At 39.4% G+C, this 11,953-nt stretch carries 9 protein-coding genes; 4 read left to right on the top strand and 5 right to left on the bottom strand.

Going from position 1 to position 11,953, the window contains the following annotated elements; genetic code table 11:
• Positions 1-4: 4 nt before the first annotated feature.
• The 4 genes from B9A52_RS15730 to alaS form a co-directional block, all read right to left on the bottom strand.
• The gene (locus B9A52_RS15730) at positions 5-481 is read right to left on the bottom strand and encodes a nucleoid-structuring protein H-NS (protein ID WP_084121375.1); all 477 of its coding nucleotides are present in this window, start codon (positions 479-481) and stop codon (positions 5-7) included.
• A gap of 262 nt (positions 482-743) precedes the next feature.
• Entirely contained in the window at positions 744-1,859 is a 1,116-nt protein-coding gene (locus B9A52_RS15725) for a TlpA disulfide reductase family protein (RefSeq protein ID WP_084121374.1), read from the bottom strand.
• A 4-nt stretch (positions 1,860-1,863) separates the two neighbouring features.
• Entirely contained in the window at positions 1,864-3,324 is a 1,461-nt protein-coding gene (gatB, locus tag B9A52_RS15720; protein WP_084121373.1) for an Asp-tRNA(Asn)/Glu-tRNA(Gln) amidotransferase subunit GatB, read from the bottom strand.
• An 80-nt stretch (positions 3,325-3,404) separates the two neighbouring features.
• On the bottom strand, positions 3,405-6,035 hold the full coding sequence (alaS, locus tag B9A52_RS15715; protein ID WP_084121372.1) for an alanine--tRNA ligase: 2,631 nt from the start codon (positions 6,033-6,035) through the stop codon (positions 3,405-3,407).
• Positions 6,036-6,154: 119 nt separating this feature from the next.
• Here alaS and B9A52_RS15710 point away from each other — a divergent pair, with 119 nt between their 5' ends.
• Entirely contained in the window at positions 6,155-7,132 is a 978-nt protein-coding gene (locus B9A52_RS15710) for a peptidoglycan DD-metalloendopeptidase family protein (protein WP_084121371.1), read from the top strand.
• Positions 7,133-7,287: 155 nt separating this feature from the next.
• On the opposite strand, the gene B9A52_RS15705 is transcribed toward B9A52_RS15710, so the two are convergent.
• Entirely contained in the window at positions 7,288-9,039 is a 1,752-nt protein-coding gene (locus B9A52_RS15705) for an ABC transporter ATP-binding protein (RefSeq protein ID WP_084121370.1), read from the bottom strand.
• Between the two features lie 371 nt (positions 9,040-9,410).
• Here B9A52_RS15705 and B9A52_RS15700 point away from each other — a divergent pair, with 371 nt between their 5' ends.
• From B9A52_RS15700 to B9A52_RS15685, 3 genes are all read left to right on the top strand, one after another.
• Positions 9,411-9,950 (top strand): DinB family protein, encoded by a 540-nt coding sequence (locus B9A52_RS15700; protein ID WP_084121369.1) that lies wholly within the window; start codon positions 9,411-9,413, stop codon positions 9,948-9,950.
• Positions 9,951-10,551: 601 nt separating this feature from the next.
• On the top strand, positions 10,552-11,352 hold the full coding sequence (locus B9A52_RS15690; RefSeq protein ID WP_084121367.1) for a DUF2589 domain-containing protein: 801 nt from the start codon (positions 10,552-10,554) through the stop codon (positions 11,350-11,352).
• A 20-nt stretch (positions 11,353-11,372) separates the two neighbouring features.
• A complete protein-coding gene (locus B9A52_RS15685; protein ID WP_084121366.1) occupies positions 11,373-11,951 on the top strand; it encodes a DUF2589 domain-containing protein in 579 nt (192 codons plus the stop codon).
• Positions 11,952-11,953: the final 2 nt, after the last annotated feature.

The following is an 11,953-nucleotide window of genomic DNA, read 5'->3' as shown; positions in this document are numbered from 1 at the left end:
GATATTATTTTTTACGACGAAGCTCCAATTCAGAAACCTTTCCATTATTGTCAAGTCTGATATCAGAAATGAAATTAAGGTTTTTCTTGGTGTCTTTTAGATAATTCAGATATTTATCTATGGTAGTTGGTTCATCATAATCTTTGATACCACTTTCCTCATGAATAACTATCAATACAGGAGTATTTGAATTTGAAAACATCCCCGATGCTTCCTGAATAGTTCTATTGGCCGCGTCCAAATTGCTGGAATTAGCAATACTGTTGAAATAGTTCTCCAATTTCCCCACTGCGACCTCTTCAGCTGAAGGAGTTGGTGCTGGTGGCGGTGGTGGCGGAGTCGGTTTGACCTCTTCAACAGGTGCAGGTTCAGGTGCAGCTACTACTTTTTTCTTTCCTTTACAGGCACCCATGACCAAAAGGCTAAACAGGGCTAATGTCAGTATCCTGCTTAAAGGTGATTTGATGGTTCTTTTTTTCATGTTTAGTTAATTGGTTTTATTTGTACTTTTCAGAATTGGACGAATATAATTAAAATTTTTAACTGGTTCTTTTTGTATGGCAATTTAAGGACTTTAAATTCTAAATTTTGAAGTCTGAATTTCTATATCTCAATTAGGAAGTAAATCTAATAGAAAATCACTATTAATTTCCCGACCATGAGATATAGAAATATAAAATTTATTTTATCGGATTAAAGGTGATATAAACAGCCTTGCCGTAGTCCCAGCTAACAAGCAAAATTCAATTGAAAATTTCTTTTAATTTATTCTCCAAACTTGAGCCTCTCAAATCTTTGGCTATAATCCTTCCCTCAGGATCCAACATGTAAGTAGCCGGGATAGCGTTGATCTGATACAAAGCAGCTGCTGCTGAATTGAAATATTTAAGGTCGGAGACTTGAGTCCAAGTCAATTGATCTTCCTCAATGGCCTTAACCCAAGCTTCTTTGGTCCTATCAAGGGAAACCCCAAAAACCTCAAAACCTTTTTCGTTATATTCATTGTATAATCTCACCACGTTGGGATTTTCCTGCCTGCAAGGCCTGCACCAAGCAGCCCAAAAATCTATCAAAACATATTTTCCTCTTAGGTCCGAAAGATTAACTAAATTTCCCTGCGGATCAGGAAGGGATATTTCAGGAGCAATTTGACCAATGGATAAGGCCCTCATATCGTCTAACTGATTTGCAAGGGTTTGAATCATTTTGGTATTGGGATACTTTTGATTGAGATCAGAAACCATTTGATCTACAAACATAAATTCATTCTTCAAGTCCAGCATTGAAATCGCCGCCAGACTGGCGAAACTACCTTTCATTCCTTCCAAGGTTTCTTTTATCAGTTTTCCATGAGCTGCTTCCATTTCCATTGCCTGGTTCTGAATGGATTTAATCGCTTCTTGGTCTCTTTTGCTCATAGCTTCAAAATATGCATCATTCAATCCGTTGATGGATTCCTGATAAGCTGCCATCAATGACTCTATTTTCTGAAGGTTTTGAGAATCCTCAGATCCTTCTACTTTGAGACTGTTCTCATCATTGAAATCATAATTGACCTGAACATTCTCATCATATAGTGCTAATTTCACTATTTTCTCGTCCATTAATTTCAGCTCATAAAATCCCGGGCCTTCCAGATTTAATTCATATTCGAATTTCCCCGAGTTTTTCACATCAATCATGCTGACACTTTCCAAAGACTCATTCACAAATTGGGACAACTCTACTTTCCCCTCCGGATAATTGAGTAGAGTTCCCGAAATGGTTACAGTTCCGTCAAAAACCCTTTTTTCTTCCTTCGAACAAGAGAAGAATATCAGAAACAGGAAAATTCCGGATAAGTTTAATAAATACTTCATTGTATCAGTTTTCTAGTAATTCAGTTAAAATTTTAGTCGCTACTTTAGGGTCTGCTTTACCTTGGGATTTTTTCATCACTTGGCCCATAAACATTCCCATCAATCCTTTTTTGCCTGATCGGTATTCTTCCACTTTTGCTTTATTTTCAGAAAGAACACTTTCAACAATCGGCTTCAAAGATCCTTCATCACTTTGTTGGATCAAATTCAGTTCTTGGGCAATTTGTAACGGAGTCTTGGAATTATCCTTGAGCATTTCAGGATAAATTTTTTGAGAAGCGACCGTAAAACTCACTTTCCCTTCATCGATGATCGCAATCAATTCCGCAAGGCTTATTGCACTCACAGGAAAATCCTCAATATGCAAGGTCAATTCATTTAAGTAAGATTTGACCGGACCCATCATCCAATTGGAAGCTGCTTTGAAATTTTTAACATGAGAACAAAGTTCTTCAAAATACAGCGCAATCTCTTTACTGTCAGTCAATACACCCGCGTCGTAATCAGGCAATCCATATTCATGGACGAATTTATGGAAGAGTTCTCTGGGCAAAGGCGGCATGGAAGACCTGATGCTCTCAAGCCATTCTTCGGAGACAATCACAGGGCTCAAATCCGGCTCTGGAAAATACCTGTAATCATTCAGGTCCTCCTTGGAACGCATACTTGCAGTAGTACCGGTAGCTGCATCAAAAGTTCTGGTTTCGGAAATTATTTCCTTTCCCGCTTCGGCCATTATTACCTGACGTTCAAATTCATGTTCTATAGCACGGCTTACATTTCTGAAAGAGTTCATGTTTTTGACCTCTACCTTCTTTCCATATTCCTTGGACCCTTTGAGCATTACGGAAACATTGGCATCACATCGCAGCGATCCTTCTTCCATATTTCCATCACAAATATCAAGGTACCTGACCAATTTCTTAATCTCGGCCAGATAGGCATAGGCCTCTTCTGAGGAACGCATATCCGGTTCGGAAACAATTTCTATCAGTGGAACCCCTGCCCTATTGAAATCAACCAAAGTATCTACCTCACCTGCGAGATGTATAGATTTACCTGCATCTTCCTCCATGTGGATACGGGTCAGGGCAATTGAACGCTTGCTTCCGTCAGGCAATGTAATGGGCACTTCTCCGCCAACACATATGGGGTTTTTATCCTGTGTAATCTGATAGCCTTTTGGTAGATCCGGATAAAAATAGTTCTTCCTTGCAAAAATATTGTTTCTGGTAATTTCACTATTACAGGCCAATCCCATCTTGATGGCAAATTCAACTGCCTTCCTATTTACTTTGGGAAGTGTTCCCGGATGTCCCAAGGTTATTACTGAAATATGGGTATTGGGAAGGTTTCCAAACTCGGTGGAATCCGAAGTATACATTTTACTTTTTGTCAATAACTGGGCATGAACTTCCAATCCAATTACCAACTCGTACTTATTTTTAGTCTCTGCTGAAAGCATATTAAATCAAAATCAAATTATAATGAATCCAAAATTGGGTCCAAATTCATCCAAAACCAAATATACAATACTCATTTAAATCAAAGGTCTGCAAACATCAACCTGGCTTTTTCCAAAACTTTTGTCAAACCGGAAAGGTCTTTTCCGCCCGCAGTTGCAAAGAAAGGCTGACCACCGCCTCCACCTTGGATTTCTTTTGCCAATTCTCTGACAGCATTCCCCGCATTCAATCCTTTTGATTTGACCAAAGTCTCATCAATAATCACTGCTATCTGTGGTTTTCCATCAATATCCGCAGCCAACACAGCTACAAGATTTTCAATTTCGTTTTTGATCTCAAATGAAATCTTTTTCAGGGCATCAGCATTCGGGATTTTGACCTCCGAAAACAAGTAATTTACCCCATTTACTTTTTCAATATTCTTTAAAAGATTTTGTTTCACCTCAGAAGCCTGTTGCAGGTGTAGTGATTCTATTTCTTTTTTGAGTTCATTACGTTCAAGTATCAGCGATTCGATGGATTTCTTGAGGTTTTTAGGATTTTTTAACAATTCCTGTATTTCATTCAGCAATGTCAATTGACCGTTGACCAATGAATCCGCAGCCTCTGCAGTTACTGCTTCAATCCGCCTTACTCCCGCAGCAATTGAAGATTCCGAGACAATTTTGAACAAACCGATAACGCCTGTGGAAGGTACGTGAACACCGCCACAAAGTTCCACAGAAAAGTCTTTATCAAAGGTAATCACCCTGACAAATTCTCCATACTTCTCCCCGAACAGGGCTGTTGCCCCCTGCTTTTTAGCTTCCTCAATAGGCACATTGCGTTGTTCACCCAAAGGAATATTTTCACGGATCTTGGCATTGACGATATTTTCCACCTTCAAAATTTCCTCATCAGTCATCTTTGCAAAATGCGAAAAATCAAACCTTAGTAAATCTTCATTTACAAGAGACCCTTTCTGCTGTACATGGTTTCCCAAAACCTCTTTCAAGGCAGCATGCAGCAAATGGGTAGCAGAATGGTTGTTAACTGTCAGCTTCCTTTTTGTCGCATCCACTTTTGAAACAAATGTCCCTGAAGGATCTGTTGGCAGCCTATCCACAAAATGAACCGTGAGATCATTTTCTTTTTTTGTATCCAAAACTTTGATTTTTTCAACTTCACTGATCAAATAACCCTGATCTCCAACCTGACCACCACTTTCAGCATAAAATGGCGTGCGGTCCAAAACCAATTGAAATCTATCTCCTTTCTTATCCGTAATTTGCCTGTATTTAATGATTTTACACTCTGATTCAAGAAAATCATAACCAATAAACTCAACCCCTTCGTCTTTATTGACCATCACCCAATCCCCTGTTTCCTGTTCGGCCGCTGCCCGGGAACGGGTTTTTTGCTTTTCCATTTCGACTGCAAAGCTTTTTTCGTCCACTGACAATCCATTTTCCCGGGCAATCAGTGAAGTGAGATCCAAAGGGAAACCATAGGTATCGTACAATTCAAAGGCTACTTTACCTTCAATGACTTTAGCGGTAGTTTGAGAAAGTTCCTCTTTTATCTGATCCAGTTTTTTAAGTCCATTATCCAAAGTCCTGAGAAATGAGGCTTCCTCCTCCATGACCACCTTCGAAATAAAATCCTGTTGTGCCGCTAATTCAGGGAAAATATCTCCGAAACTTTCCGCCAAAAGAGGCAATAATTCGTAAAGAAAAGGCTTTTGAAAACCGAGAAAAGTATAACCATATCTCACAGCCCTTCTCAAAATTCTCCGGATTACATAACCTGCTTTGTTATTGGAAGGAAGCTGCCCATCAGCGATAGTAAACGCAATGGCACGGATATGGTCCACAATGACCCGCATGGCAATATCTGTCTTTTCATCCTTCCCATATTGCTTCCCTGATTTGGTTTCAATCAATTGGATAAAAGGCATAAAAACATCCGTGTCATAATTGGAGGATTTTTTCTGAATGGCTCTTACCAGACGTTCAAAACCCATTCCGGTATCCACGTGTTTGGCCGGCAATTCTTTTAGGCTTCCATCAGCAACACGGTTGAACTGAATGAATACCAGATTCCATATTTCAATAACCTGCGGATGGTCGTTGTTGACCAAATCATAGCCATTGATTTCTTTTATTTCCTGCTCTGTTCTCAGGTCTATATGGATTTCCGAACAAGGTCCACAGGGTCCGGTGTCACCCATTTCCCAAAAATTGTCCTTTTTACTTCCAAACAATATCCTATCCTCAGGAACTATGTTTTTCCATAGTTGAAAGGCTTCCATATCCTTTTCCAGGTTATCTCCTTTATCCCCGCCAAAAACAGAAACATAAAGTCTTTCTTTGGGAAGTTTATATACCTCGGTAAGCAATTCCCAAGCCCATTCAATTGCTTCTTTCTTGAAGTAATCACCAAACGACCAATTCCCCAGCATTTCGAACATGGTGTGGTGATAAGTATCCACGCCTACTTCCTCCAAGTCATTGTGCTTACCCGAAACCCTCAGGCATTTCTGACTGTTTGCCACCCGGGTTGCTTTAGGGATTTCATTCCCTAAAAAGAAATCTTTGAACTGATTCATCCCTGCATTGGTAAACATCAAGGTAGGATCATTCTTGACTACTATGGGGGAAGAAGGGACAAATTGATGGTTTTTTGACTGAAAAAATTCTATAAATAAATTTCTGATTTCCTTGGCTTTCATCTAAGCTTTTGACTATGTTCGTATTATCTTAATTATTTTCGTAACTTTGTGGTGCCCTTTGCGTAATCACCCAATCACCTTAGGGGCACAAAATTATAAGAATTAGCTCGCAAATCGTAATGAGTAGAATAAAATATTACTACGACGCAAAAACCTGTAAATACGAAAGATACAAACGAAGTAAATGGGATATTTTACTCAATAGTCTGGGTTTTGTATCAATGGCCCTGGTTATGGCTATCGGTATTCTGATCGTATTCAATTTATACTTTGACAGTCCCAAGGAACTGTTGCTCAAAAAGGAAAATCAGGAACTCACTTTGTATTACCAACTTCTGGAAGAGGAAGTTACTAAAATGAATCAGATGTTGTCCGACCTTCAACAGCGGGATGACAACCTTTACAGGATCATTTTCGAAACCGAACCAGTACCTACTGAAATCCGGAAAGCCGGTATCGGTGGAACGGACAGGTATAAGGAAATCAAAGAGAAAGGTCTCAAACAGGAAGATTTGATTGTCTCCCTTTCCCAAAAGGTTGATGCCCTGAAAAGACAGCTTTATGTACAATCCGTCAGCTATGATGAAGTCACCGATCTGGCACTTCAAAAAGAAGAATACTGGGCCTCCATTCCCGCTATTCAACCTGTAACCAACGAGGAACTGAATTTATTGGCATCAGGATTTGGGATGCGGGTGCATCCGATTCTCAAAGTACGAAAAATGCATCAGGGGGTGGATTTTGCTGCTCCCAAAGGAACTCCAATCTATGCAACAGGTGATGGGGTTGTGATTGCTGTAAAAACTGTTTTTGGCGGATATGGCAAGCATGTTGAAATTGACCATGGATTTGGGTTCGTCACCCGATATGCCCATATGAATGATTTCAAAGTGAGAAGAGGGCAAAAAATCAAACGTGGTGACCAAATAGGTACTGTGGGCAATACAGGTTCTTCTACCGCACCACATGTTCATTATGAAGTCATGAAAGATGGCAGGTTTATCAATCCGGTCAATTATTTCTTCAAAGATCTTACTCCGGAAGAATACGATAGAATTCTGGAATTGGCAGGTAAAGAAAACCAATCTTTGAGCTGATTATTTTAGCTGAATTTCAAAAATCAAAAAGTCTCAGGCATATTTTGTCTGAGACTTTTTGATTTTGATCAGTATTCAGATGATTGCATTTATCAAATTGATGCTGGGTTGGCTTCTAAACAAAAGTTGAATATTTAAAGGCTTTTTCCAACCCATCAAATCCTTGCCTGATAAGTGTACAATTGGTAGTACCGACCTTCCTTTGCAATCAGCTCTTCGTGTTTGCCTCTTTCTTTGATTTCACCTTGCTCGATCACCAAAATCTGATCTGCCTGCCTGATGGTACTCAATCGGTGCGCAATGACAAAGGTAGTCCTACCTTTCATCAATCGCTTGAGACTGGCTTGTATAAGTGACTCAGATTCAGTATCCAAATTAGATGTAGCCTCATCCAATACCAAAACCTTGGGATCTGCCAATATGGCCCGGGCAATGGCAATCCGCTGTCTCTGACCACCTGATAATTTCACTCCTCTTTCACCGATCAAAGTATCCAATCCCTCCTCAAACCTATCGGTAAACTCCTGAACATGTGCAGCTTTTACCGCCTGAAGCAAATCCTGTTCAGTGGCATTGGGCCTTGGGAAAAGTATATTGTCTCTGATCGTTCCTTCAAAGAGGAAGTCATCCTGCAAAACAACTCCCAATTGCGAACGGTAACTTTTCAAAGAGACCTTCTGCAAATCATGGCCATCAATGGTAATCAAACCGGAATCGGGATTTAAAAAAGAAGCTGCCAAACCTGCAATGGTGGTTTTACCCGAACCAGAGGTGCCTACCAATGCAGTCACAGAACCTGCAGGAGCATCAAAACTGATCCCTTTGACCACTTCCTTTCCTTCCTCGTAGGCAAAGGATACATTTTCAAAACGTATATCCCCTTTGAAATTCGGCAAATTTAAAATGCGGCTGCCAAGGGCATCTTCCAAAGGATAATTCATGATTTCCTCTGTCCTATCCAAACCTGCAAAGGCCTCAGTAAACTGACTGCCTATATTGCTCATCTGCACTATAGGAGCAATCATAAAACCCAGATAAAGGGTAAATGCCAGAAAATCCCCAAAAGTCATTTGCCCATCCATAATCATATATCCACCGATACCCATGATACCTGCAGAAGCTAGGCCCAATAAAAAGGTTGCAGAAGAAGTTACAAAGCTTGTGGCTGTAAGACTTGATTTCACATTGAGAAAAAGCCTTTCTACTCCGGCTTCAAAAGTTTTGATTTCCTGTTCTTCGGCATTGAAACCTTTGATGACCCTGATTCCTCCCAATGTTTCGGTCAACCTACCGGTGACTTCAGCATTTATTTTCCCTCTCTCCCGGAATATGGGTCTGATTTTCCCAAATGCTTTTAGAGAAATCAAACTAAAAATAATCACAGGAACCAATACATAAAGCGTCATCATCGGGCTGATATAAATCAACAACACCAAGGAAATAACCGCTGTCAAAACCCCGCCTATCATCTGCGCAAAGCCGGTTCCCACAAGATTTCTCACCCCTTCCACATCAGTCATAATCCTGGACACCAGTTCTCCGGTTTTGGTATTGTCAAAAAAACGGATGGGCAATTGGATAATGTGCCTTTGAACCTGAGACCGCAAGACAGAGATCAGGTGTTGTGCTTCCACACTTAGAATCTGGGTAAGGGCATAAGAAGTGGTTGCCTGAATGGTAATGGCTGCCACCACCCCCAAAACCAGCCATTTGAGTAATTCGAGGTCATTGGAAGGAATTACATTGTCTATCAATAGCTTGCTGGCACCTGGCAGGACTAATCCCGACAATCTGGAAATGATAATCAAAAAAAGCCCTAAAAATAAATGCTTTCTACGGGGCCAAATAATTGTTTTAAAGGCAGAGGCCATGGTGACTCTGCTTTCTTTTGGTTTGCTTTTCGTCATGATAATGGGTTAAAAACAGTTTCTAACAATCAAAGTAGCCGGTTTAGTTCTTTATTTCTAAAGCTATTTTCCCTTACTTTCTTGGGATATAAATAATTCCTACTTTTATTTTTAAGATTATCATTCCTTTAGATTAACAATGACAGAATTAGAAATTGATGTTTTAGAACCACAAATACCATATAATTCAATCAAAAAACTTGCCTTGTCACTTCGACGGCAGGCGAGGTCTTAAGTTGCCCAATTAAGGTTTAAAAAATCCGATGTCATTCCAAATTCTATCAATACCAATCTTACCTCTCAGATTGACTAGAATGTCTGGTAGAAAATACATGAAATGAAAGTAAATTTAAAGCTTGCTCCAAACTGAAATGAATCCAAAAACAGAAAAGTGGATACAATCCATAGACAGCATCACCCAAGTTTCCCTGGAAAAGTTTTCAGACCTACCTGTGGAGAAATTGCATCTCAAACCCAATCCCAAAACCTGGAGTATTGCTGAAAACCTGGAACATCTGATCACCATCAACAGCACTTACTTCCCGATTTTTGAAAAGCTTGAAAAAGGCAGATTTCACGGAGCCTTTATTGCAAGATTTCCCTTTTTCACCAAACTCTTCGGAGACATGATTTACAAATCCGTCAGCGATGGTGGCAATAAAAAGCAAAGGACCTTTCCCCTATGGGAACCTAAAATCAATCAGGGCGATACAACTATCTTGGCGAGATTCCAACAACATCAGGAAGACCTTAAAAACTGGATCAAAAAAATGGAACCCTTCGTTGAAAAAAACACCGTCATCCACTCCCCTGCCAACAAACTGATTGTATACACCCTGGAACAGGCCATTGAAATCATCATTGCCCACGAACAAAGACATTTGGAGCAGGCGGGGAGGATAATTGTATAGTGATGGAATTGGAATTAAAGGATTGAAAACGTTTTTCTCCATCATTTCTCAGCTACCCAAGTTTTGAAATCCCACATCTCCTGTCTTACATCTTATGTCTTATGTCTTGCGTCTTGTGTCTTCCATCTTGCATCTTAAGTCTTGCATCTAAACCCTCCCCATTTCCCTCCAAACCTGACCACATTCTCCCCTTATCCTACCCAATACTAGTATTCATAAAAATTTAAAGAAAAAACATTCCGAATTCAATAATTAATTTTTAGATTTATAAGTCTTGAAATCAAGGAATTAGCCAAACATTTTCATTGAGCTCAGATATTTTATGCCATCCTGAGTGGGATAAAATTTCAGGTAGTTTTTTGTGATTCCCCAAACAATCACAAATCCCTGCCTATTAAACTTGTCCGCCGTGGCGGAACCACACCAATTATTCATTTTTAATTTTTCTTTTATGGGATTGCTACTAGTGAAACATGGTTTTATCAATATATGCCAAAAAGCATTCAGCATTCTTTTAGGGATTCTTCTTAATTTCAATTTTACTGAATTACACAAATTCTTACCAACCAAAAACTCAATTACAACCTAATAACCAACAAAAATGGCAGCAGGACAAGACAAGAAAACTATTTCCAATAATGCAATTGATGATAAATTAACCCTTTCAGCGGCCCTCCTGGCACCCATCAATAGCCTGTTTGAAGTTCAGATACAGGCAGGAAGAGCCTTGCTCAATTTTATCCTTCAAATTGGGTTTAAGGACAAGTATTCAAAACGGGACCTGGAAATTGAAGAGGCAAGATTAATGGAATTCAAAGAAAAAGGATTAAACGTGCACGGACAAAAACTGGAAGCAGGTGAGGAACAAATTGAATTTGATGAAAAACTGGAAGATTTAAAATATAGAGAAGAAATATTGAAAACCAAGGAACGGTACTATTTCCTTAAAAACAAGCCAAAATTATCCTCCGATGAGAAAGAGGAATATGATAAACTCGTCAAAAATCAAGCCGATACTGGTTTTTTGGATGAAATGTATAGCATGGATTTCAAGTATTTTGATGGGAATAATGTGGAACATAAAATTTCAGTTCCTGCTTTGGCCCTTGTACCTGTTCAACCCTTGGCAATCAAATCTGCTTCCTTCGATTTTTTTATGTCTGTGGACTCCAAATATGAAAATTACGAACAAATGCAACCTGGCAGATCAGGAGATTCTATAAGACCCTGGATGTTCATTGGCCCAAAAAGAATCAAGGGAACAATAGGTTCTGAGGATTCCAAAAAAACGAGTGCTGGAATCAGCATAAAAGTAGAAGTAGAATCCACCCCAATACCACAAGGGCTTTCTAACCTCCTTATTTCATTAACACAATCCACCAAAATTAAAAATGATCTTTAATCCCAAAACATTAAAAAATTATGGCAGAAATTACATTTGACCCCGCTGAATTCAAACAAGTCCCATTGGACTTTATTATTTCGGCTCCATTGAGGAGCACCATAGAGGCCCACAAATTGGCATCAATAACTACTATTGAATTTATCAGGGAGTTGATAGGTATGGGTAACCAAAAGTTTGAAAGAAAAATTAAAAAGGTAGCTACAGATAACAATGGAAACACCACCACAAGTGATGAAACCAAAGAAATTTTAGTTCCTTATCTTGCTTTAACAAAAGTGCCTAACCTCAACTTTGATTCATTAAGTGTGGAGTTTGAATATTCTATTTCTCAAATTTTCGAGGATAAATCAAAGAAAGAGAAGCGAGGAGATTTCAAAATTGGAGGTTCTCCATTTCTCGCTAAATTTATTGATATCGGACTAAGCGGTTCTGTTTCCAGTTCTCAGTCCCAAGAAAACACCATCAATAAAAGTGGGAAATTGCTCATCAAATTGCATGTCAGTGAGACAGGCTTGCCACAGGGTCTGGAAAAAGTAATCAATTGGATGGTCCAGGGGATAGATAGTGATTTGGAAGGAGCAGAGCAAGGAGGGTAGTT

The organism is Aquiflexum balticum DSM 16537 (assembly GCF_900176595.1).
GTDB classification, from domain to species: Bacteria; Bacteroidota; Bacteroidia; order Cytophagales; family Cyclobacteriaceae; genus Aquiflexum; species Aquiflexum balticum.
The sequence above is the reverse complement of the archived record's forward strand: the minus strand, read 5'-3'. Positions and strand labels throughout refer to the sequence as shown.

Excerpts from the sequence above, each read along its gene's own strand:
- B9A52_RS15730 (WP_084121375.1), bottom strand. The coding sequence starts at position 481 with ATGAAAAAAAGAACCATCAAATCACCTTTAAGCAGGATACTGACATTA.
- B9A52_RS15725 (WP_084121374.1), bottom strand. The coding sequence starts at position 1,859 with ATGAAGTATTTATTAAACTTATCCGGAATTTTCCTGTTTCTGATATTC.
- gatB (WP_084121373.1), bottom strand. The coding sequence starts at position 3,324 with ATGCTTTCAGCAGAGACTAAAAATAAGTACGAGTTGGTAATTGGATTG.
- alaS (WP_084121372.1), bottom strand. The coding sequence starts at position 6,035 with ATGAAAGCCAAGGAAATCAGAAATTTATTTATAGAATTTTTTCAGTCA.
- B9A52_RS15710 (WP_084121371.1), top strand. The coding sequence starts at position 6,155 with ATGAGTAGAATAAAATATTACTACGACGCAAAAACCTGTAAATACGAA.
- B9A52_RS15705 (WP_084121370.1), bottom strand. The coding sequence starts at position 9,039 with ATGACGAAAAGCAAACCAAAAGAAAGCAGAGTCACCATGGCCTCTGCC.
- B9A52_RS15700 (WP_084121369.1), top strand. The coding sequence starts at position 9,411 with ATGAATCCAAAAACAGAAAAGTGGATACAATCCATAGACAGCATCACC.
- B9A52_RS15690 (WP_084121367.1), top strand. The coding sequence starts at position 10,552 with ATGGCAGCAGGACAAGACAAGAAAACTATTTCCAATAATGCAATTGAT.
- B9A52_RS15685 (WP_084121366.1), top strand. The coding sequence starts at position 11,373 with ATGGCAGAAATTACATTTGACCCCGCTGAATTCAAACAAGTCCCATTG.